This window comes from Streptomyces sp. NPDC048496 (assembly GCF_043200055.1).
In the GTDB taxonomy this organism is placed as follows: domain Bacteria; phylum Actinomycetota; class Actinomycetes; order Streptomycetales; family Streptomycetaceae; genus Streptomyces.
Genome location: NZ_JBICXB010000067.1, coordinates 1 through 22,135, shown reverse-complemented (window position 1 = coordinate 22,135; position 22,135 = coordinate 1). Strand labels below are relative to the sequence as shown.

General features: G+C 67.9%; 15 protein-coding genes. 4 read left to right on the top strand and 11 right to left on the bottom strand.

The genetic code is table 11. The features are described 5' to 3' along the window. Positions 1-195: 195 nt before the first annotated feature. From ACGFSA_RS32070 to ACGFSA_RS32055, 4 genes are all read right to left on the bottom strand, one after another. Positions 196-2,112 carry a hypothetical protein gene (locus ACGFSA_RS32070; protein ID WP_393309549.1) on the bottom strand — a complete coding sequence of 639 codons (1,917 nt, stop codon included), beginning with the start codon at positions 2,110-2,112 and terminating at the stop codon, positions 196-198. Beyond that, positions 2,109-2,678, bottom strand: coding sequence for a hypothetical protein (locus tag ACGFSA_RS32065; RefSeq protein ID WP_393309548.1), 570 nt, complete (start codon positions 2,676-2,678; stop codon positions 2,109-2,111). The genes ACGFSA_RS32070 and ACGFSA_RS32065 overlap by 4 nt, the downstream gene beginning before the upstream one ends. After that, positions 2,662-3,840, bottom strand: a complete 1,179-nt coding sequence (locus tag ACGFSA_RS32060) for a dsDNA nuclease domain-containing protein (RefSeq protein WP_393309547.1) — start codon at positions 3,838-3,840, stop codon at positions 2,662-2,664. The genes ACGFSA_RS32065 and ACGFSA_RS32060 overlap by 17 nt, the downstream gene beginning before the upstream one ends. A gap of 193 nt (positions 3,841-4,033) precedes the next feature. After that, positions 4,034-4,240 (bottom strand): hypothetical protein, encoded by a 207-nt coding sequence (locus ACGFSA_RS32055; RefSeq protein WP_393309546.1) that lies wholly within the window; start codon positions 4,238-4,240, stop codon positions 4,034-4,036. A gap of 1,197 nt (positions 4,241-5,437) precedes the next feature. On the opposite strand from ACGFSA_RS32055, the gene ACGFSA_RS32050 reads away from it, so the two are divergent. Then, positions 5,438-7,966, top strand: a complete 2,529-nt coding sequence (locus ACGFSA_RS32050) for a hypothetical protein (protein WP_393309545.1) — start codon at positions 5,438-5,440, stop codon at positions 7,964-7,966. A gap of 188 nt (positions 7,967-8,154) precedes the next feature. On the opposite strand, the gene ACGFSA_RS32045 is transcribed toward ACGFSA_RS32050, so the two are convergent. After that, a complete protein-coding gene (locus ACGFSA_RS32045) occupies positions 8,155-8,715 on the bottom strand; it encodes a DUF6262 family protein (RefSeq protein ID WP_393309544.1) in 561 nt (186 codons plus the stop codon). A 129-nt stretch (positions 8,716-8,844) separates the two neighbouring features. Between ACGFSA_RS32045 and ACGFSA_RS32040 the strand changes: the two genes are divergently transcribed. Both ACGFSA_RS32040 and ACGFSA_RS32035 read left to right on the top strand, forming a co-directional pair. Beyond that, entirely contained in the window at positions 8,845-9,639 is a 795-nt protein-coding gene (locus tag ACGFSA_RS32040; protein ID WP_393309543.1) for a hypothetical protein, read from the top strand. After that, positions 9,636-13,247: a DEAD/DEAH box helicase gene (locus tag ACGFSA_RS32035; RefSeq protein WP_393309542.1), complete on the top strand. Its 3,612-nt coding sequence runs from the start codon at positions 9,636-9,638 to the stop codon at positions 13,245-13,247. The genes ACGFSA_RS32040 and ACGFSA_RS32035 overlap by 4 nt, the downstream gene beginning before the upstream one ends. Before the next feature lie 122 nt (positions 13,248-13,369). Here the strand turns inward: ACGFSA_RS32035 and ACGFSA_RS32030 are convergent, their stop codons facing one another. The 6 genes from ACGFSA_RS32030 to ACGFSA_RS32005 all read right to left on the bottom strand — a co-directional run bounded on the left by ACGFSA_RS32030 (position 13,370) and on the right by ACGFSA_RS32005 (position 21,139). Next, the gene (locus tag ACGFSA_RS32030) at positions 13,370-13,687 is read right to left on the bottom strand and encodes a DUF559 domain-containing protein (protein WP_393309541.1); all 318 of its coding nucleotides are present in this window, start codon (positions 13,685-13,687) and stop codon (positions 13,370-13,372) included. 32 nt (positions 13,688-13,719) lie between these two features. Beyond that, the gene (locus ACGFSA_RS32025; protein WP_393309540.1) at positions 13,720-14,613 is read right to left on the bottom strand and encodes a hypothetical protein; all 894 of its coding nucleotides are present in this window, start codon (positions 14,611-14,613) and stop codon (positions 13,720-13,722) included. A gap of 431 nt (positions 14,614-15,044) precedes the next feature. Continuing rightward, on the bottom strand, positions 15,045-15,740 hold the full coding sequence (locus tag ACGFSA_RS32020; RefSeq protein ID WP_393309539.1) for a DUF6308 family protein: 696 nt from the start codon (positions 15,738-15,740) through the stop codon (positions 15,045-15,047). Position 15,741: 1 nt separating this feature from the next. Next, the gene (locus ACGFSA_RS32015) at positions 15,742-18,048 is read right to left on the bottom strand and encodes a hypothetical protein (protein WP_393309538.1); all 2,307 of its coding nucleotides are present in this window, start codon (positions 18,046-18,048) and stop codon (positions 15,742-15,744) included. 524 nt (positions 18,049-18,572) lie between these two features. Then, positions 18,573-20,729, bottom strand: a complete 2,157-nt coding sequence (locus ACGFSA_RS32010; protein WP_393309537.1) for a hypothetical protein — start codon at positions 20,727-20,729, stop codon at positions 18,573-18,575. Continuing rightward, positions 20,726-21,139, bottom strand: coding sequence for a hypothetical protein (locus ACGFSA_RS32005; RefSeq protein ID WP_393309536.1), 414 nt, complete (start codon positions 21,137-21,139; stop codon positions 20,726-20,728). Before ACGFSA_RS32005 ends, ACGFSA_RS32010 begins: the two co-directional genes overlap by 4 nt. 664 nt (positions 21,140-21,803) lie before the next feature. Between ACGFSA_RS32005 and ACGFSA_RS32000 the strand changes: the two genes are divergently transcribed. Beyond that, on the top strand, positions 21,804-22,135 hold a 332-nt coding region (locus tag ACGFSA_RS32000), incomplete at its 3' end, for a transposase (protein ID WP_393309535.1).

Below are 22,135 nucleotides of genomic sequence, written 5' to 3'. Positions count from 1 at the left end.
CAGCGGCCACCCCACGCCCGAATCCGCAGCTCAACCCCGACACGGCCTGCACGACCCCGAAACGATCACACCGGGATCAAGCCGGTGGATCCGGGCTCCGGCACCGACCTATTGGTGCACTAACCAAACAGCACAGAGCCCGCAGTCCCGAGGGAATGCCTGCCCGGACTGCGGGCTGCAGGCTCGACTGGTGTCTCAGCTGCTGTCGCCGCTCCGATCAGTTTCTGTGTCCGCCTCGTGCCCGGCGGTCACTTCTGGGACGAGGCGATCGGTGTCCGACAGCTTTAGCGCGCGGTGTACTCCCGAGATGGGCGGGGGATCGTTGTCCGCCACGATGATCTGCAGGTCATCGATATGCTCGCGGGCAGCAGTGAGCAGGGTGGTGTACATCTTGCGTAGCCGCTCGAGATCGATGCCTTCGTGGCCGACGTTGTTGCTGAGGCCGTCGATAATCAGGATGTTCGGGAGCGGAATGCTGTTGTCACGTAGGGAAACAAGTTGGTGTGCGAGGACGTGCGCCACGTTGACGAGGACTTCCACTCCCTGAGAGCCGAGGTCTGAGAACGGTCGGCCATCGACGATGGGCAGGTACGTCTTGCGACTGATGTACGTGCCTGCCGGTTCTTCGAATCGTGGGGTGTCGAAGGCGCGGAGGATCGTCTCGAAGGCTTCGTCGAGTTTCCGTAGTCGTTCTTGGACGGCAGGGTTGCTGTGCCTGGAAGCGTCGATGCTCGCGTTGAGAGATTCTTGTTCCTGCTCAAGCTCGGCGATGCGGCGTGCCTGCTTCTGGGAACGCTCGTACAACGACAGGGCTTGTTCCAGGCTGATCAGGCGTTCTTCAAGCCGGGCTTGTTCGGCGGCTGTGGCGCGGATGCGGTCGGTCTGATCGCTGACGAAGGCTGACGTGGCTCGGTCTAGCTGTGCTCCGAGGTCGTTGCGGAGACGGGCGTGGCCTGCGCGTGCGGCCTGGAGTTCTTCGATTCTTTTCGTGCTGCGTTCGATGAGTTGCTTGGTTTCCGAAACCTGCTCGATCACCCGGTCCTGCTCGCTGGCGAGGGATGACGGTGCCGCGGTCTGCGGAGGGGTCTGCAGGCACAGTCGGCAGGTGTGGTCGTCACCGCGCTCTGGGATGCCGGATCCGCATCGGGGACAGGTGTGGAACTCGAAGTCGTTGAGGAGCCGTTCCGCGACGAATGCGCGGGTGAGGCGACGGCTTTGGGCGATGAGCTGGTCGTGTAGCTCGCGCAGGTTGGCTACCGCCGCGGATTCCGCGGCGGTAGCCATGTCGATGCGCGCGAGTTCGGTTTCAGCATCAGCAATCCGAGAGCGCAGGGTCACCGTGGAAGGGTCGGTGAGCTCACTCGTTAGTTGCTGATCCGCTGTGCGTGCCGCGCGAAGCTTGGTCTCAGTGGCTGTGCGCTGCACCTCCAGCTGGGCTTGCGAGCCGAAGGCTGTCTCAGCCAGGAGTCGTTCCAGGGTGACGGAGTCTGCAGTGAGGGCCTTGAGCTCCGTGGAGACTTCGCGAAGCCGTTCCCGGAGTCCGGTGGATGCAGGGTCATGGATGCCGTACAGAATCTCGAAGACGTAGCGGCGTTTGATGTTCTTCGCGTGGTTGTCAGCGGTGCCGAAGACAGAAGCGTCGATCTCCTTCTGTCTCAGGACGCAGTACATGAGGTAGTCGCTTGCCGTCACGGGGACAAGCGGGCTCGTTTGGTCGGTTGGGGCTCGTGGCACTTTGATGCGAGGCAGGCCGAGGCGGTCGAGGAGCCAGTCGCGGAAGGTGTGGTCGTAGCCGGCCTGGAGTTCGCTGGCCGGCAACCGCCAGGCTTCCTCCTGGCCTCCGATCTCGGCGATATCGACCTTGGCGGTCGTCGTGGTGACAAGGGGGCGGAGGATGCGGAAGCGGCGGTCGCCGATGAGTACGGTGCCGGCCATGGTGCGCCCTCGGAGCTCGGGGACGACGCTTACATCGGCGCCGAGCAAGGCCCGAAGGCAGCTGATCGTCGCCGTCTTGCCGCCGCTCATGGCGCCAGTAATGGCGTTCATCCCAGGCTCGAACCGGATGCGGCGGCTGGTTCCGACCAGGTGCAGTTCTTCGATCCGGATTCTCACAGCTGTGTCCCCCAGTCCGCCTCGACGATGTCGGGGAACGCTCGATAAATCATGTCTTTGAGAGTGGTGCCGGTGAGGTTGAAGTGCCGGCGCAGGAGCCGGGCCCGATCGCGTACGGGGCGCCAGCTTTCGGATTCGGCAAGAGCCTGCGCGACCGTTCTTCCGGCTGGCGTGGTGCGGTAGGTCGCGACCGCGTTCTCGTGCTTGGGCTCGATGAGGCCCTTGCCCGTCAGAGCACCAAGGAGGGCGTAGTAGGCGGGGTCCCAGGGTCCATAGCGGTAGCGGATCATGCTCTGCTCGATGGCTCCTGTCAGCCACGGATCGTCGCCTGGGTCGGCGTCGGGTCGGCGCTCGGCCATCAGATGGTTGAAGTGCTCGGGGTAGCGCAGGAGAAAGTCAAGTTTGGCGAGCTTCATCCGGCCTTCGATGCCCTTGGATGCCGCTGTCTCGGAGAAGGCGTCAATGAGGATAAGAAGCCTGGCTTGGGCGTCGGCGGAAGGAGGGAGCCCGTCCGGATACTCCGGGGGCGCGGTGGGGGGCGGGGCGATATCAGGCAGGAGACTCATGGGCGGTCCCCCAGTCGAAGCGGCATTCGTCGGAGATGGCGCACGCCCGGCCCATGAGCAGCACGCTGTCCCGGGCATAGAGGGGCCAGCGGTCGTGGGTAGCGGCGCTGGTTTCGAGAGTGGTCTGGAGGCCGTCGAAGATGGCGTTCGCTGGGCGAGGATCTGCCGCGTGACTGCGGATGGTACGGCGCGCGACCAGCAGCAGCCGCTCGTCCAGGTCCGCCTCGATGGCCGGGTCAGCCGGCCACGTGCCCAGGGACTGCTGCTTCATACGGTGAATGTCGGCATGCGCGCGGACCATCTGAGCTTCCTGAATTACATCGTCCGTCGCCGCGCCCCGGCGGAGCTTGCGGACCAACGCTGTTTCGACTCCGCTGAGACGCTGCGAGACATCGGTCAGCAGTACGTGGTCAGGGCGCATCAGGCGCTGTCGGAGGTCGGCGACGGTGCCGGGGCCGATGCGCTTCCTCAACAGTTTCGCGGGCAGGTCCTGCACCGCTAGCTGCTCGGCCCACCGCGGTCCCAAGCGGCCCTGCATTGCCTCCCGGGTACGGCGTACGAGTTCGGTGTAGAGGCCGGTGATCTCCGCACCGGTCAAGGACGGGCCGAGCTCGTGAAGGAAGGCTGTGTTGCGCGGCTCGATGTCCTCGCGTCTGGGCAGTTCCCGGATACGGACCAGGCCCAGGAAGGCTGAGACCTCCTTGACGTCAGCCTTCAGGTGGGCTGTCACCCGCTTCAGGCACCGCTCGTCATCCGCACCTCCACCGTGTGCGAGAGCAGTAACGAGTGCGTCGGCGGGATCGAGGTAGCCCTCCAGCCCAGCCGTGAGCCCGTATGAGAGCGTCTGGTCCTTCACCGCCCCGTAGGTACGCCACAGGCTCTTCAACGGCCCCTTGGCGAGAACGTCCGTAAGCGCCCAGGGCGTGGTCGTGTCCCGTGTCTTGATCTGCTGAAAATCCCAGAAGAGGCCGCCCTTGGTCTGCCCCTCGCTGCCGCGGGCAACGATGACGTCCTCGATGTGCTCGCATGTCACGTGGCGTACCGGCTCGTCAGCGAGCATTTCCAAGATGGCCTGAGCAGCCACATGAACCTGATACTCGTACCGCCGAAGCGTGACCGAACCCGAATCGTCCGGAGCAACGGTCTCAATCGGATCAGCCATATACCCCCCAGCCCACTCTCCCCAAGCACGCAGCGTAAGCGGTACAACACTGGCGAGTCGATCACTTCGACGGAACTCGTGGAGCCAGCCCGTTCCCTCGCTGAGAGCGGGTCCTCTTCGGCGGACGCCTACGGCTCGCGCCTCCAGCTCATCACCACCGACAACGACACCGCCCCCTTGCCGGACGAAGCCTTCAGCACCATCGAAGTCGACTACGCCCGTCCATCCCGGGCAAGCCCGCCGCGTGGAAGGGCTTGCCCGGCTCGGATGTCAGCGGCCGGCGGGCTTCGGGGTAGAGCCGGCGGCGGTCTGGGTCGTCGAAGCCGATCTCGTACCAGGGCTCGCCCCGCTGGAGCCGGGGCAGGGTGTTCACCCACACCGCGACGGCGATGCCCTTCACGTCGGCGGCGAGCGCCTGGAGGCGGTTGTCGAGCAGGTGCTCCGCCTTGCCCGCCAGAACGACATCCAGCCGCGGGAAGGTTTGGGAGCGCGTGTAGTGGTGGCGTCGCCAGAACGGGAGCGTGCTGCCGATCGTGCCGCGGGCTCTTTCCTGGACGCGGTGCCCGGCGTAACGCTCGTAGTACCAGACCTTCTTGGCGAGGTGGGCCTGCGAGCTCGAAGAGGCGCACCTCGCTGATCTTGGTCGGCACGGCGAGAACGGCGTCGGCGTTGAAGCTGAGGCCGGTCTCCTTGATGGCGTGGTTGACCTCCACCTACCAGTCGGTCAGGTGGTCCCGGCCGCCGAAGGCGAGGATCATCTCCGTCACCGCGACACCGTGCGGACCGAGCCCGGCCTCACCGCTTTCACTCCGGCGCCTGCCTTTGGTCGGGGAGGCAGCTCGTTGCCGTCGGCCAGGGCCTTCTGTCCCGCCGGGGGCAGGTGCCAGATCGAGTGCCGTCCGGCCTTGCCGTACGTCTCCGCCAGCTTGTTTATCGCCCTGCGCACTTACGACCGACCGTCCGCATCCTCCGCCATGATCGCCTGAGCCATCTGCCGGGCGGCGGCTATCCACACGCACCTCAGCATCCGCAGCGCATCGGCCCGTATCTTGCCGGCCGTGGGAGCGGGCTCCTTCCCCTTCGTCGATGTCTCAGCGGAAGGGAGAGAGGTGTCGGTGCGTCGGGAGGCCTCACCTGTGCACCGTAGAGCCCGCCGCGCCGCCCCGGACCAGAACCAGTTGCCCCGGGCACGCGTCGCCGCGCCGTTACCTCAACTCTCTTGCCCAGCAGTGTGGTTGAGACGTTCGTTCACCTGATCCGGTGAACTCAGCCTGCTCTGTATGGCGGTTGCTTCACGGACGGTGGCAGATTCCGTGGTGCACGTCGGTGGCTCATCACCGGCGTTCGCCTCATGCCGCCTCCGGCGGAGCAGGAGCAAGCTGCGAGCGGTCCAGGCGCCACTGAGGCGCTGTTGGGGCTGATCGTTCTTCGGACGCTGGCCGGTGGACCGTACGGGGCGAGGACCGCCGCACACCCTCATGGTGTCGGCCCCGACTCCTCGCTGGCACGAGGCTTCTGCACTCGGGCGCGTGACACGCTCCCGACGGTCGGGAGTTTCTGTGCTCGCCCGGGACGCCCCGGGTGGAAGGACGACACCATGGCCGTAAATCGGTCCGACGACATCTACCCGCAGATCGGCACCACCGCTTGGGGTGATCGCCTTGCGGACGCAATCGAGAACACCTGCGCGGATCACGGTGTCGTGCCGCCGCCGAGGGAGGCGATCCTCGAGGGCCTGGCCGCGGCGCTGCCAGACACCGAGATCAAAGCCCTGATTGCCACCCAGCGCGGCAGGAGGGTTCTCAAGCCCACCGTCTGCAGGCCCGCGAAGGCCGGCGACGAGCAGGTGCTCCTGTTGACCTGCGACGTACACGGGGCCGCGGTGGTCCCGTGGGATCTCAACGACCGCACCGCCGTCTACTGGTCGTCGCCCGCCCCGGAGGCCAGCCGGCGCGTCAAGGACCTCGTCGCCGCCGAGCTGGCGCTCCAGGACGCCACGAAGAGCGCGAAGTCCGCCGAGAAAGAGCGAGAGGCGCTGCGCCGGGCGCCGGGGGACGACACGTACGCGCCGCAGGCGCTGGCGGCCGCTACGCAGAAGCATCAGGACGCTATCCGCCGCGTGCACGAGCTCGAATCCGAGCGGCATGCGCTCCTTTCCGCTCTTGGCCACCGGCGGCCGCGCCCGGTGGTCCGCGCCGCCCAGGAGGACGGGCATCCGATGGCGGCGCTCACCCTCGCAGAGCAGCCCTACGCAGTGGCAGTCCACATGCAGCGGTACGCCGCCGACAACCTGGAGCGCGCCGGGAAGACCCGCGGGTACGACCTGGCTGAGTCCCTCGTGGCCGGAGGCCAGCTCTCCAAGGGCATGAATGTCCTGCAGCAGTGGCAGATCTCCCACGCCGACGGCACGGTGTCGAAGCTGTGGCGGATGGTCGCCGTGACCGGGAACAACCGTGCGCTGGCCCGTCTCAGCGTATTCCGGGTGCGGCCGGAGCACTTGGTCACCGGGATGCCCCAGTCCCTCGTGCCCATGCCGAAGGATAAGAAGGACGGCCCCGAGCCGCTGCTGCTGAGTCAGCGGGAGGTCCTGAACCGACTCTCCGCCCAGCTCAACAGGGATGGTGCGAAGCCGGAAACCGAGGCGACCGACCCGTCGCTCAGGGCGGCGAAGATCGCCACGGTATCCGCGGAAATCGTGATCGGCTGCACCAAGCCCGACGCCCTGGAGCATGTCCTGCGGGCCTTGAACGTCGACGATCACCTGCGCGGCATTCAGCCCTACGACGAGGACGCGCGGCTGGTCGCCCTGTTCGCAACGCTCGTCGACGCCTACGCCAGGGAGTCGATCCTCGCGGACGCGCTCGCCGATGCGTTCCCCGACGCGCGCGCCGCAGACCTCCTCGATCTGACGGGGGTGCGTGACGCGCTGACGGTCAATGGGCCGCTCGATCCGCTGGAGCCGCTCGTGCCCGCGGGCGCCGACGTTTCTCCGGTCATGCTGCGCGACGTCGCGGTGCGTGCCATCACCGCGCTGGTGTTTCCCGGTATCCCGCCCGAGACTCCGCAGAAGACGAACGGGCGCACCGTCCGCGACACCGGGCGGTTCTGGCCGGTCGTCAGAGGGACGCTGCAGGAGCCGGCGTGGAGCCAGATCCGGGCGAAGACGGCCGAGGCGCGTACGCGCCTGTGGTCCGCCGCCGTCGCGCAGTTGTTCGTACACCGGGGCAACATCCTCTCCGCCCTCGGTCTCTTCGGCACCGCGGAGACCAAGGATGGTGCCGGACAGGATCCGAGGCCGCTCACAGAGCTGCTCCTCGGAGCGGAGGCCGGTGACGCAGCCGCCTGGTCCGCCCTGGTTCAGCGGATGGCACCGGCCCTGATCCATGCTCCGCAGCCGTTCATCACCGCGGGGCAGGGCAGCGAGGCGGGCACCGGCCGCAAGGGCGTGCGCCGCACACCCAAGAGCGCCCTCGCCGCCCTGACACTGGCCTACACGAGGGGCGCGCCGGGCGTCAGCCGGGCCCTTCTCCTCGCGTTCGCAAAGGCCGTTCTGGAGCACCCGGACGCGCCCCGGCCTCCCAAGCCGGACGACGGTACGACCCTGATCTGCTACGGCGAGCAGCACTGGGCCGAGGCGGACCGGACGGCGATCACCGAGGGGATGGTGGTCGTTCCGGACACCGAGGGCCGGCCCACCCGTTACGTCGCCGACAAGGCGTGGTTCGACGAGCTGTTCCCCGTGGACCTCGGCGCCCCGGCGCCGACCACATCCGTAACCTCCATCAACGCCTCCGCGGCCGCCGGGAACACGGCGGACGCCGGTGCCCCGACCACCGCGCACGGCGAGGCGGCTGCCGACCCGCGCGACCGCCTGGCCGCCCTGCGCCGGGAGCTGCCCGCACGGGTCGAACTTGTCGAGGGGAGCTACCAGAAGGCGGTGGACGCCGCCTACACCCTGATGACGGACTTCGAAGAGGCGCACCGCCTACGCGTCCAGCTCGGGGAGGACCCGCTCCCGGCCGAGCAGCGGATCGAGTGGATGGAGAAGCTGTCAAAGGCCCGGGCCACGGCACAGGCCAGCGTGACAACGCTCGAACAGGTGGAAGCACTGATCCTAAAGGTCTGACTGGCCGGATCGGGTACGGGCGGGCCCTCGAATCGATCGGGGCCCGCCCTCCTCGCTCGCCCTTCCTCGAAACAGGCTGCGGGTACTCGAACGTGCACACTGTTGTGAGCATCGACTGGGGCGCCCCATAGAGTGCCGCACTGCAATCCCACAGGGCGGACCGTCCATGGCGCGAGGCACCCGGTCCTTCAAGGGCTTCCGTTCTCTTCTCGGATCATGCGTCGGAGGCTGGTGCGTGCCGCGCCCAGGTCCGCCTCAAGGCTCGTCACTCGGCTGTGGAGTGCGTGGTTGTCTTCGGTTGCCTGGCGGAGTATGTCTTGGAGCCGCTGTTTGTCTCGGGTGAGGTGGTCGACGCGTTCGGTCAGGTCCTTGGTGCCGAGGGCGTCGAGCTGCTGTCCGAGCTGATGCCGGAGGGCTTGCCGCATCCGCTCCCTCTCTTCCCGGAGGTCTCGGACCTCCTGCCGGGCCACTTCGAGTTCCGTGCGCAGCGTCGCTTTGGGGGTTCGGGTGTCTGCGGGTCGGGTGACCTTGGGCTGCTGGCGCTGCTGGACGGCTTCGATGTGTTCGCGGATGCCTTCGGTGTAGGTGAGCCAGGTGGAGACGCCGGCGGTGCGGGCGACCGCGGTGTGTGTGATCTTTTTGCCCTGTTGTTCCAGAGTGGTGAGGGCGGAGAGGGCGCGGTGGCGTTTGTCGAGGCTGTCGCGACGGCGGGCCTGGACGAGGGTGTGCGCGTTGCCGCAGGGGTTCATGCCGGGTTCGTCCTCGTGATCACGGTGGGAGGCAGGAGGGTGTGACCCGCAGGAGCCGGTTTGGTCTCCAGGCGATCCGGGCCCGGGAGAGAATGCCTGCCCGGGAGGGCGCGAATCAGGGGGGCGTACGTGTTCGACAGGTGGTTGCACAGTGAGCAGGTCCAGCAGCCGGGCGGGGACCTCAGTTATGAGGCGCTCGTGGACTCCGGGCGGCTCAGCGAGAACGAGTTGCTGGACTGTCTGGGCCGCGAGGTCGCCCGCAATTACATCAGGCCGGATGAGCTCGCGCTGGTCTTCGACGATCTCGGAGCCCCGGAAGTCGCCACCTACGTGCGGACCAACAAGTTCCCCGCCACGACTCGTGTGCGACATGGTGACTTCGGGGAGATCGTGACCGGTGCCCTGTACCGGCGGGTGCGCCGCTGGTGCGTCCCCATCCTGAAGCTCCGGTGGAAGCAGACCGCCGGGCAGGCCGTCCAGGGGACGGACGTGTTGGCCTTCCGGTTCCGTGAGGACCCGCCCGTGATCGCCGTGCCCGAGGTCAAGACCCGCGCGACGCGGAAGAAGGCGCTGGGGCAAGAGGCGTACGCGAGCCTGGAGAAGGTCATGGACCGCCTGGACGAGAGCATCCACTTCGCGATGGCCCGGTGCTCCGAGGCCGGCCCCCAGTTCCTCGCCGGCCACCTGGCCGGTCTGCTGCGCCGACCCGGGCATCGGGTGGTCGAGCGGCACATGGTCTTCGTCCACGACACCAAGACCTGGAAGGACGATGTCGTCACCCTGCTCGCCGGGGTCGTCCAGCAGCGCACCGAGCTGACCGTGGTCAAGATTCCCGGTCTGCAGGACTTCGTCGCCCGTGTCTACAAGGTGGCCGAGACCGGGTCCTCCCTCGCCGGCAAGAACAGCAAGGAGGCGGGGCGGTGAAGGACTACAACGGCAAGGTGCGCCGTCTCGGCGAAGACGCTCTCGCCGATGGTGAGGCCGCACCGCTGCTGCGGGCCCAACTGCGCTCCCATGTGCTGGGTGATCAGATCAGCACCGAGGGCCCGGCCGCCGTCTACACCTACAGTTCCGCCGGCTTGCGCCGCGGTCTGACCCTGGCCCGCCTCGGACAGCTGACCCGCACCCCCCGGGAGCGGCGCGCTGACCCGGGGCCGCTCCCGGAGATAGCCGAGGCGTACGCGGATCTCGCCGAACGCCACGAGCCAGGCGACCCGCGCCGGACCGAACTGCTCGCCATCGCCGCTTCGATGTGGAGCCTGGCTGGCTACCAGGCCAACTCCCATGCCCTGGCCACCGGCTACCTCCACGAGGTCCGCGCCCATTTCGCCCGAGGGGAGGGGCAGGTCGTCGAATCCCCGACGACCGCGGCCCCGTATCGGATCGCCGAGGTGACCGGGGCTCTCCTGCGGCGGGACATCTACGAGGCGGCCCGTCTGGGTGAGCAGGCCCGGGAAGAACTCGTGGTGCTCGGGCACCGGCTGGTCGACGAGGCGGCGGAGGGGCGCGCCGATCAGGCGGACGCGGCGGTTCTGGCCGCCTATGGGCTCGCCGGGCGTGCCGCGCGCTCGATGGCCGCGCTATGGCGGCTGGGTGACCGTTCGGCCGGGAAGGCCGCGGTCGCCGACCTACGCAAGGCCGCTTCCATCCTTCTGGACGCCTCGGTCGCGGACACGTGGACCCTGGTCGATTCCCTGGCCCACGTCGTCGAGGACATCGTCGCCACCTCCCCCTGGCTGCTGCTGCGCCGCGCCTCGACCTGGGGCCCGGAGTGGGAGCGCTACCTCAAGGCACTCGTCGTTGCCGGACGGCCGATGACCCAGGTGTGGCCCTCTCAGCGCACCGCGCTGGACGCCGGGCTCGTCGACCGGGACGCCGGCAGCATGATCGTCACAATGCCGACCTCGGCGGGCAAGACCCACATCGCCGAGTGGGCCATCCTCCACGCTCTCGCACACCGTCCGGCCGACCCGGAGAGGAACTGGTGGGCGCCCGCGCCGCTCGCGGTCTACGTCGTCCCGACCCGGGCCCTGGCCGCCCAGGTCGAACAGCAGCTCTCCGAGACCCTCGAACTCGCCGGCCACCGGGTGTCCTCCCTCTTCGGCGGCTCCGAGCACGTCCGCTACGAGTCCCAGCTGCTCGACTTCACCGACGTCCTCGTGGTCACCAGCGAGAAGCTCGACCTGCTCCTGCGGAACCTGCCAGAACTCGCCGCCCGCCTGGCCCTGGTCTTGGTCGACGAGGCCCATCTCCTGGACCGCTCGGACCGCGGACTGCGCCTGGAGATGCTCCTGACCCGCATCCGCCTCTCCACCCCGAGCGCCCGGCTTCTCCTTCTCTCCGCGGTCCTGCCCAACGGCGCCGACCTCGCCCGCTGGCTCGACCCCCGTGCCCAAGGCCGCAACCACGCCAGCATCGACTGGTCGCCCTCCCGCCTGCGAACCGGGATCTTCTCCTGGCGGGGTCGGGAAACCGACGGGCAAAGCGGCACCATCGACTACCGCAACAGCCAACGGGACGAGTTCTTCCTGCCCCGGGTCCTGACCCGTCACCGCAAACGCACTCGGCTCTTCCCGGAGGCCCCCAAGGACGTCGCCGCCGCCCTGGCCCTCCACTTCGACCGCCTCGGCCCCGTCCTGATCTCCTCACCCACTCCGATCAAGGCGAGTGCCGCCGCGAAGGCCCTCGTGAAAGCCCTCACCGTCCCCGGAACCCCCGGGCTCGGCTCGCAATCGGCCAGCCCGGCGGACCTCAGCACCCTCCCAGGCCGGCGGCTCCGGCTCGCCGCCGAGATCGCCCGCCACACCGGCTACGGCCACGAGCTGACCGACATGGTCCTGCACGGCTGTGCTTATCACCACGGCGAGGTCCCCCAGGCCGTGCGCACCCACCTCGAACGCGCCTACCGCGACGGCACCCTGCGGGTCCTGTGTGCGACCAGCACCCTCTCCCAGGGCATGAACCTCCCCGTCAAAACCGTCCTCGTGCCTGACGTCTGGCGCAATCAGGGCGAGGCAATCTCTGTCCGGGACTTCTGGAACACCGCTGGGCGCGCTGGCCGCGCGTTCCACGAAACCGAAGGCCACGTCGTCCTCATCGCCAAGGACCCGACCAGCGCCGCGCGGCTGCGCCGCACCTACCTCGACCGCGGCAAGGTCGAGCCGGTCGTCTCGGCCCTCGCCAGCCTCTACCTCCAGTTGACGACCGCCCGCCTCGGGCATCCGCCCCAGGCCGGGCAGGACCTCCACGATCTCGTCCTGGACGACCCCGACGACCCCGCTCTGGCCGACTGGGCCCGCGGGCTGGACGTCCAGCTCCTCACCCTGCTGGCCGAGGAAGCGGTCGACACCCCCGACCAGGAACTCCTCGAACGCCTCGCCCTCGTCGTCCTCCAGGACACCCTCGGCGGCCATCAGCTCGGCGTCCGGCAGTGGCAGCTCGAGCCCCTGGCCCGCTTCTCCGCCCGCCGGATCACCGCCATAGCCCGCCAGATACCCGACCGCCCCTCCCGCGCCGCGATCGTCCGCACCGGCCTCAGTGTCCAGGGCGGCATCGAAGCACTCAACGCCGCCGAGGAGATCACCGCCACTCTCATCCAGCAACCCGAACTCCTCGACCCCGACCACTGGAACGACCTGCGCGGCCTCGTGCTGAACGCGGCCACGCACATCACCGAGCTCCTGCGCGGCGCCGCCCGCAAGAAGGTCCCCCCGTCAGCGATCGCCCCGCTGGCCGACGACTGGGTCAACGCCCTTCCCATCACCGACCTCCACAGCGCCCACCACACAGCTCTGGGCACCGCCGACGTCACCGCCACCACCACCGTCCTCGACCAGGTAGTCGCTCACGACCTCGCTTGGGCCGTCTCCGCCGTCCTCCAGCTCCTCGAACTCAAGCGCGGCACCCCGGCCGAAGGACACCTCGCCGCTCTCCCCGCCATGATCAAGTACGGCGTCGCCACCCCCGCAGCCTGTTACGCGGCCAGCATCGGGGTCAATGACCGCACCGCCGCTACCGCGCTCGCCAGCCACTTCCCCGACCCGGCGCCAACCCTCGGCCAATTCCTCGACTGGATCAGCCAGCTCACCGCCCCCGAACTCACCACCCTCACCGACCCCGACACTGCGGCCCTCCTCATTCGCAGCGCCGAACGCCGCAGTCCCCAAGCCGCCCGCACCGTCATTCTGCGCGGCACCGGAACGCTCACCACCCCGCTGCGCGGCATCCGCCACGCCGCCAGTCACACCCACCTCGCCCATCTGGTCCCCGGCACAGTCCTCAACCTCGTCCGCGACCGCAGCAACACGGCCGACCCCAACGCCATCCGCGTCGAACACGACGGACGCCTGCTCGGCTGGATCGCCCGGGAGACCGCCAGCCCCCTGGCCATCGTCCTCGACGACCAATCCGCCCCCACCGTCCACGCCCGGCTGCACACCGACCCGGACTCCCTGACCGGGCACGAAAACGGGGCCCATCCACTCCACGCCCGTGACACCGTCCAGATCAGGGTTATCCTCACCAGGGCATAGGAGCTACGGCGGCGCCTTGAGGCACAAGGGCGCCCCGGGGGCCGTCGGCGAACCGTCGGCACTCGTGTGTGGTCAGGCAGCGCGCCTGACCGGCGCCACAGCGTTCCGCCCGCCGCGTCGGGTCACGGGGGAGTGATGGGCGGGTGGTCGAGGAGCGTGTCGAAGAAGCCGGCGAGCAGGGGCTGGGCGCGGTCGCGGAGTTCGTCGTGGCTGAACCGGAAGACCTCGTAGCCGCCGAACTTCAGGTCGCGGTCGTCAGCCATGGTCGCGGCGTATTTCATGCTGTCGGGTTCGGTTCCTTCGTTGCGGATGTAGTGCTGCATGCCGTCGACTTCCAATACCACGCGCCGGTTTCCCGGAAGCAGCATGAGGAAGTCCATCCGGAGGTTCTGCATGGCATGCACGCCGCGTTCGCGAAGGGTCTTGGGATCCCAGTGCATCCATATCTCCGGCAAGAGGGCGGGAACGTTGTTCAAGTGGTTTCGGTTGGCGTGGTGGTAGTACCAGAACAGGTTCTTCTGTCCTGGGGATTTCGGTGACAGCGAAGCCTCCATACGGCTGTAGAGGGCCCGCGCTGCCTGCTCCTGATCAGTGATGTCCCGGGTCTCCTGCCACCAGGACAGGAAGTGTCGCCAGAGGAGTCCCTCTTTGCCACGGAGCGGTCGTAGACCAGCACTTCGTCGGCGCGTTCGGCGACCTCGATGTCGTTGTCGAGGGCACTGGTGAAGCGGATGTCAGGCTTGCCCAGAGTGGCGAAGATGAGGTTGCGTGGTCGGCGCGCTGTGCCGCGGCCGTACGGGACCAGGTGGAACCGGGGGTAGCGGTCTGTTTCCCCGTCTTGGGCCAGCGCGGCGCCGACGGGTTGCAAATGCCGGTTGGCGAGTTCGACGAAGCGGCGTTGTGCCTGCTCGTCGGGTAGGACGCTGGCGGAAGCCAGACCCTCGACGAAGGCTCCGAAGCGAGGGTGAGGGGCCTCGAAGGCACCGAGCTGCTCGAAGAGCTCCTCGGTTGACCAGTCACCCGGAAACCTGATGACGTGGCGGTTGATCTGGTCGCGAAGGCTATTGGCAGAGGTGAGCCACCCGCTCAGCGGGTCGTTGTCCAGGTGACATAGTTGGCCCAGCAGAGCCATGAAGCGGTCCGGGTAGCCGAGGTGGTGAGAGAGATCGAAGTCTCTGGCCAGCTCGCGCCTGGTCCGGCTCGAAATCGGCACGTGGTGCACCACCGAGATGGAGATCCGGTACCACGCGAAACTCCGGCAGACCCGCGAGCGCTTCACCAAGACCACCCGGCGCCTGTCCGAAACCGAGATCGCCGAACTCGTCAGCAGTCTTTCCGCATTGCCGATGGCTGCTCTGTGGCCCATCGCCGTTCCCGCGGGATGCCACGCGTGCGGACACACCGGCTTCACAAGCGGCCGGGATAGGTCCGGCGAGTACGGTGCAATCTGGTTCCTCCCCCGGCACTTCGGGTGCCGCCTGTGCGGTCTCACACTCACAAGGTGGGAACTCGACCTCGCGGGAATCAAAGGCCAGATACACAACGGCTCGGAAGAGCCCGACCCTGACTGGGAACCCGACTTCGAGACGTATTTGAGGGCTCAAGCGGGCGTCCCTCCGCCGTCGAAGTCGCCGACCACCCAGGAGTACTGCGTCGCGGGGTCGGCGGTGACTCGGTCGCGGACGATGTCGGCATAGGAGTGGGAGCCAAAATCGCAACATACCAGGCCAGTCAGCACCCCACGCACCAACAAGCCCCCTCCAAACGTCAGCATTTGGCCGTCCCTGCGGCGGGTCCTCAGGGACAGCGGTGGCCCGGGGCGGGGTGGGCCATCCATGCCGCGACATCGGCGACCCGTAGCGCGCTGACCGTCTCGGGCAGGCCCGCAGTCTGCCGGAGGCCGAGGAGCCGGTGGTGCAGAGCCGCGTCGTCCTCGCGCAAGGCGGTGCGCAGATCGGTCCAGAACGACGGCGGGTGGCCGAGTGCACAGCGCACGACCCGGTCATAGACCGGCAGCAGCCGCGGCCGCTTACGGGCCAAGAGCTTCCCCGCGATCACCCACCCAACCTTGTACTGGTTCTCCAGCAAGCACCAGGCCCGGTACGCCGGCGAGCCGTCCGCGACGATCGAGGCATCGGCGTCGGACAGATCGGTGTCGGAAGGGATGCCTCGCAGCAGTTCGGACAGTTGGGTGCCCAGCGGGCCTTCCAGCAGGTCAAGGGCGACGGGTGCGGGGACGGTCACCGACAGGGTCTGCACCGCCACCAGATCCTCTGCGGTGAACCGGTCCACGACCTGCCTACGGTCACCCCCGCCCGCCAAGTGCTCGAACCGGCCCCCCGTGAACACGCCGGCGCCCGGGGGCAAGCCGATCCCGAAGTAGCGGCGCAGGTCTTCCACCACCCGCTCCCCATCCAGAACGGCGTGCAGGCGCTGCCCCACCACGGACGGCGCCCCGCCGGAGGAACCAGGCCCCGCGACGAACTCGTTCATCTCAGATACCTGTGCCCTCATCTGTGTCAGTTGTGGCCGGTGGCGTCGGCTGGGCCGCCCATACCTCGCTGATCAAGGTGAAGGACGTAGTGAGCATCCCGGCCCCCCAGCGTGGGGGCATGACGGAATGAGCCCTCTGACCGTGGGCGATGCGGTTGCGGAGCTTGCGCCCCACGTGGAGGAACTCCGCCTGCCGCTCGGTCAGGAGGCCACTCTCCTTGCCCTGCTTGATGAGGGCGTGGAGCGGCTTCGTGCCGGAGTCAGGGATCCTGGCCCGGAGGACGATCTCCATCGCGATCAGGGCGTGCAGGAGGGCCACGGTGGAGAACTCGTAGCAGAAGTAGGAGTGGCGCAGGAGCTCGCGGGAGGAGCGCAGCACCGTTGCCGCGGACTGCGGGATACCGGAGGGCACCGTCAAGCCGGCGACGACGTCGTGCATGTCGGCGTACTGGGTGACGAAGTGATGGGCCCGGGGGTCGGGCACGGGGAACGGCAGGTGCTGATCGGCGGCGGCGTTCCACGGCAACGACGTCCGCGTGCCGCTGTCGGCAGGCCCCGTCCGGGCAGGTGGCTCGTCCCCGAGGAAGAGCACAGCCAGGGCGACCTGGAGCACGAGCGCTGCCCGGTGCCGGGAAGGCGTGTCGACCAGGTCGTGCAGGACGTTGTTGCGGAGGTTCATCTGCCCCTCGGCGTTACCCAGCACTGTCCGAAGGACGAGGGGCCACGGCTCGGGGAAGCCGAGTTCATCCAGCTTGTCGAGGAGGGAGCCAAGCTGCTGGACCTGTCCGATGGTCTCCCCTTTCGCGTGCGTGATCACGCCGATGTCAGCTGCCTGGAGTCGGCGGCGCAGCGTGCCTTCGAGGCGCGGCAGCGCCAGGGCCAGGGCCGTGTCGACATCACCCTCCCAGAACGCCTCGAAGGCGCGGACGAGACCGCGCATCCGAGTCTCCGGAGCATGCCCTGGGCTGGCAAAGAACGGCACGAGGTCCTCCGCCGTCGGGCGGAACCGATCGCGGACTCGGTCCAGCTGGGCTTCGACGACCAGGCCGTGCATGTCGAGGGCGAAGACGTGCTGCCGAAAGAGGAAGCCCTCTCCTCCGGTGTTGTCGCTCTCGACGGTGCGCGTCACGACGGGGCCGTTGGGGTTGATGTACACCGTCGGCAGGGACAGCAGCCCGGACGGCAGGGCCGCGGAGTCACTCATCGTGGGAGGAGTGGTGGCGATGAAGTGAAGTGCGTGCTCCATGCTGTCGGCGGCGTCGATGGCCACGCTCGCTGCCTCCAGGTAGCCCACCGGCAGGGGGACCGGGGTGCGGATGGTATCCATGGAAAGTTCGTCCCGGCCGATCTTCTGCTGCGTTCGGCGCACCTCGTCAAGGGCGTCGGTCAGCCCGCTGTCGCGGGCATGTCGAGCAGCGTCTTCCAGGGCGAGGAGTTTCCGCAACCCGGTGCTGCTGTCGGCCAGTTCCATACGGGCTCGATGGATCTGCTCGTCCACGTCGCGATGCTCGTCGGCGCCCACCACGCAGCGGAGCTCTTCGAAGAAATCCACCCGGTAGTGGAACTGGCCCTCTCCGCAGTACTCGTCGACCGCACGTTCGAGCAGGGGGCGCACGGCGGACTTGTCGTGCGTGCTGGCCACGAGCGGGGCGGTCATGCGGCCGAGCACGCCCGGCGACGGGGGCTTCCAGGCGAGCGCGGCCTGGCCCAGGGCGATCATCTCACCGACAATGTCAGTACGCTCCGGCTGCCGCGTGGCGGCCGCCAGGCCGTAGGCGAGCACCAGGGCTTTCGCTGCACGAAGTCGGGCCACCTCGACTTCGATGGTTGCCTCCCTGCCCGGCTCCGGAGGGTGGACGAGTGCCTCCAGGTGGTCCTCGGCCTTCGTCAGCAACGTGCGGGCACCAGCTCGGTAGCTGTGCACCGCGGAGCGGAGGTGCTCGATGGGCCGTGTTCCGTGTCGGGCCTCCCAGAGCAGGTGGTGAAGCCGGGCCCGGACCAGGGGGTGGGTCGTCTCCGCGTAGGCAGCCCAGGCCTCGAAGACCGCGGGCGCCATATCTTTCACGGCCCTCGGAACCAGGTCACCGTTGTGGTCGGTGCTGCGGAACGGTCCGAGGACAACGTCCCAGGTGCCGTCCTGCAGCCGGAACTCCATGGCCGCCCACAGGGCTGCGAAGTGCTCGTGCTCCTCCTCGCCCGGGTTCGTGTGCGACCAGCCAGCGCGCAGGGCCCGCCCGGCCTTGTGCAGTGGTCCGCAGGAGTCGACTCCGCTGTTCACCGCGCTGAGAACTGCTGGCTGAGCATCCATCTCGACTCCTGACTCCAGGTGTAGCGGTCGAACTCTAGGCGACCGTCCTGGCCAGAAACGAGTGAATTGTGAAGCTGGTGACCTCTACTGCATCGACGGCGTGGCTTGCCCGAGATGGGGGCAGTGCACGACGGTCGCTGGTCACGTCTCCCAGCGTGACCCGACCGCGTCCGAGAAGCTGGTGAGCAGCGGGAACAAGAGGCGAGACCTGGCAGTATGGTCCACCTGGTCCCGCCGCCTCCTGTACGAGCTACCGGTCGTAGGGCATCTCCGAGTCCGACGAACTGGTGGCGAGCGGCCGGAGGTTCATCGGCTACGAATCGTCTTCTTTGTCTTGCCTCAGGTGGTTCATGGCGAAGGAGATCTCTTCGGGATGAGTAGTTGTCCGGGCCAGCACCCAGACGGTGCGGGCGTCCATGCCGGGCCCGTACGCCGCTGCCAGACGCCGGGCGCGCCGTGTGGTCAGTGGTGCCAGCAGCCACCGGCTCAGCGGAAACTTGATGCGCTGGTGTGCTGCGCAGGCGTCACGATGGGGGTCCACCTGTGCCTCCGGCAGTGTTGGTGTCCGGGAGAGGGCCAACAGCTTCCCTGAGTGGGCAGTGGGGTTCGGAGCACTGGGTGTGGTTGCAGGCCCGGAGGTTGGCCAGGGCGAAACGCGCTTCGATCAGAGCGTGGTCGTCTTGGTCCGGGCTGCCATATAGGAAGCGGGACATGGCGTCGAGGGGGGTGTGGGCGTTGCGAACGTCGGTGAGGATGCCGAAGGTGGCGGTGCGGTTCAGCCGGCCTTCGTGGGCGGCTCGGGCCCAGCCGAGGAGAACCTGGTGAGCGTAGTCGCGCACGTCTGGCTGTCGCAGTGTCTGCATCCAGCCGTTGATCAAGAAGTCCCGGATGGCCGGGGCAGCCTGTGCCGCGCTCATCAGGGTGTCCAGGACGACGCTGTGTGCGGGATCGGTGAGTGCTAGGAAAGCCCGGGAGCCGGCGAGATGAGTCGGGTACTTCTCGAACCAGGTCTCGACCGTCTCGACGACTCGTCGCAACCCGTCGGCATTCGCGGCCGCATGGGCTGTCAGGGCGGTCGCTGCGATGCGGGTTGCTTCGTCGTCGATGGCCAGGATGTGGCGTAGCCGAACGAGCGCCATGTGCGGCCATCGCATGCCGTAGCGGCCGCTGCAGGCCCAGGCTACGACCATCCGCCGATGCGCGTGGCCCTTCGTCGCCCAGTCCAGCAGTTGTTTGTGAACAGCTCGCGCGAGTTCTTCGGTTTCCGCAGCTCGGGTGATAAGTGCGGTGACGGTGCGGAGGCGCTGTTCGTCGGGGGAGGTGGTGGTCCAGGTGTCGAGGATGGTGAAGAAGGGGGTTTCCACCTCGGTGACGGACAGCTCCAGCAGCCGGGATCCGATCTGCTCGGCCCAGTCCTCGGCGACGCCGCCGGGGGCCGTGATACGGGCGAGCCACTCCCTGGTTTCTTTTCGTTCGTTGGCCCAGTGGTGCCAGTCCATACGGATGGCGGAGAGGGCGAGGCCTGGGCGGCTGTGAAAGGCAGCTGTGTCGTTGGTAGTGTCGACACCGACGTCAGCCAGCCGGCGCCGGGGGCTGCGGCCTTCCCGGTAGCGGCGTGCGAGTGCCTCGTCGCGGGAGCCGAACGCGGTGGCCGCCTTGATGCACAGTTCGAGGGGGGCGCCTTCGAGGTAGGCGGCGGCAAGCAGCATCATCCGGTCCTGGCCGCGGGTGCCCGTGCCGGCGAGCGTCTCCTCCAGGAAGTTGGTCCATAGCAGGACCTCCTCCCGGATGCGCCGCAGCTCCCTGACCCCCTGCTCGTACTCCGGCGAACCGGGTGGGTTCTCTCTGCGTTCGGCAGCAAGGGCCAGTCGATCGGGGTCGATGTTGCGCAGGCGTCCGGCGATCGCGACAGCGTCGAAGGGGCTGACACTGCGGGTGAGGAGGTCGGACAGGATGCCGACGGTCCGGTCGGGGGCGGCCTGGCGGAGCAGGCCGCGTGACACAGCGCGCTGGGCATCTTGTTGCAGCCACCCCGCCTGCGCGTGGCTGCCGGCGTGAGCGAGGTGGTTGCGGGCGACCTGGACTGCGTCGGGGCGTACTGCTCCGATCTCGAAGCGGCTGTCTCCTCGCCAGTCCCGCTGGTTGCCGGTGACGACCAGGCAGCTGCCGCCTGCGTGGAGTCTTTCCGCCCAGGTCATCAGAGCGCGGGCGGCGTTCTCGGACATCAGGCGCGAGGACCCATCGATCAGGTAGCCGTGCCCGGCGATCGGCTCGGGCAGAACTTCCGGTTCCGGGACTTCGTCGTCCTCCCAGTCGGCTGCGAGATCGTAGAGCTGGGGAGGTCCTGCGGGGGTGGAAAGGTGGGTGTGCAGGGCGCGGACTGCCGAGATACGCCGTCCCGTGCCGCGTTCTCCCACGATGACGGCGAGGCCGTGTGCAGCAAGGAGATTCGCGGCCTGCTGCGGGGTGGGAGTGTGTGCCCAGAGCGGTTCCAGGGCCGCCTCCCGGTCACCTCGCGGAATGGCAATGACCGGTAGTTTGGGTCGGCCCGTGATGTTGATGTTGCCCGTATTGGAACCGCCGACCTGGACGGTAGGGCCGGCGTTGCCGACGGCGGACTGCCCGAAAGGCGGCGGGCTGGTGCGAGGCTGGGGCAGGCCCTGCCCGTCCGGCGTGGTCACCTTCGCTCCGTGTTCAGACCGCCGGAGTTGTCCCTGCCGATCTGGATGACCGAACCGGTGTTGTTCTGTGCGCTCTGGTTCACCCCACCCTGCTGCTCCTCCGGCTCGCGGCGCGCCAGGGCCGCGAGGTCGTCGGCTGCTTCGGGGAAGTCTTCCACCAGGGTCAGCAGCCGCCGGTTCCATCTCTCCCGCAGGGCCGCTTGATCCAGCGTGGCCGCCTGCACCTGATCGGCGTCCAGCCGGGCGAGCTGGCGTTCTTCCTCCTCCTGGCCACCACGCCGGAAGAACCGAGCGGCCAGAGAGCGCATCGAAGCCCAGCTCTCCTTGGTCATCTCCGCAACCAATGCAGCTGCGGCCGCCCCCGCCATTCCCACCAGCTGCGCCTGTTCCAACACGGCCCTCGCCCCCATCTAAGATCCACTAAGTAACTAAGCGATCACCCACTGCAAGCAGGAACGGTTTCAGAGATACCGGCACAGAAAGGCAGAGTTGGCGAGAATGACTGAAATCAGACGGTCTGTAGCACCACGTTACTGACGACGCCGAGTCAGGGCGAAGACCGGTTCACCGACGCGTGGGTACGGAACCGCGCGGTCCGGCGGCCGTCGTCGTCTTGCGGTGGGACAGGTAGTGGCGGCAACAACGGCACCTTCACCCGTTCGGGTGGGAGCAGCCGAGACCTACGACCGCGCAACGCAGCGCACCTGGCTTCGACCACCCCATCCTGCCGATGCTGACCTTGTAAGGGGCTGTCGACCAGCACATGACTCCATCGCACTTTCAAGACGCGGCCACCCAGCCGGGCCTTGCCAGTTACGCCTTCGGCCGCGCGCGCCGACCGGCATAGGGCGGTCTGGCGAACAGCCGCCGCCAAGTCTCAGGTGGCCCATGCCCGGTTCGCACACGCGGGTGCAGAGAAGCAGTCGGCGGGCAAGGCGGTCCGGTTCAGAATTCGGCGGGAAATTCGTTCTAAGAGTGCAGTACGTGACGTAATGACCGATTTGCCATCGCTCGATGGGGTGACGTTGGGGCATCACGGCCGGTCAAGCGTTCGGGATTCGCTTGGGTGGCGGGATGGGTGATCGCAAGCCGTACTCGAGTGATGTCTCCGACGAGCAGTGGGTGTTGATCGAGCCCGTGATCGGCGCCTGGAAGGCCGGGCACCCGTCGGTCAGTGGCCACCAGGGCAGATACGCGATGCGGGAGATCGTGAACGCGATCCTGTACCAGAACCGCACCGGCTGCCAGTGGGACCTGTTACCCCACGATCTGCCGCCCGCCGGTGCGGTGAAGTACTACTTCTACAAGTGGCGCGACGACGGTAACGACCAGACCATCCACGATCTTCTGCGGTGGCAGCTGCGGGAGAAGAAGCAGCGATTAGCCGACCCGAGCCTCGTCGTTCT

Excerpts from the sequence above, each read along its gene's own strand:
- ACGFSA_RS32050 (WP_393309545.1), top strand. The coding sequence starts at position 5,438 with ATGGCCGTAAATCGGTCCGACGACATCTACCCGCAGATCGGCACCACC.
- ACGFSA_RS32025 (WP_393309540.1), bottom strand. The coding sequence starts at position 14,613 with ATGGGCCACAGAGCAGCCATCGGCAATGCGGAAAGACTGCTGACGAGT.
- ACGFSA_RS32020 (WP_393309539.1), bottom strand. The coding sequence starts at position 15,740 with ATGAACGAGTTCGTCGCGGGGCCTGGTTCCTCCGGCGGGGCGCCGTCC.
- ACGFSA_RS32045 (WP_393309544.1), bottom strand. The coding sequence starts at position 8,715 with ATGAACCCCTGCGGCAACGCGCACACCCTCGTCCAGGCCCGCCGTCGC.
- ACGFSA_RS32015 (WP_393309538.1), bottom strand. The coding sequence starts at position 18,048 with ATGGATGCTCAGCCAGCAGTTCTCAGCGCGGTGAACAGCGGAGTCGAC.
- ACGFSA_RS32005 (WP_393309536.1), bottom strand. The coding sequence starts at position 21,139 with ATGGGGGCGAGGGCCGTGTTGGAACAGGCGCAGCTGGTGGGAATGGCG.
- ACGFSA_RS32030 (WP_393309541.1), bottom strand. The coding sequence starts at position 13,687 with ATGCACTGGGATCCCAAGACCCTTCGCGAACGCGGCGTGCATGCCATG.
- ACGFSA_RS32060 (WP_393309547.1), bottom strand. The coding sequence starts at position 3,840 with ATGGCTGATCCGATTGAGACCGTTGCTCCGGACGATTCGGGTTCGGTC.
- ACGFSA_RS32065 (WP_393309548.1), bottom strand. The coding sequence starts at position 2,678 with ATGAGTCTCCTGCCTGATATCGCCCCGCCCCCCACCGCGCCCCCGGAG.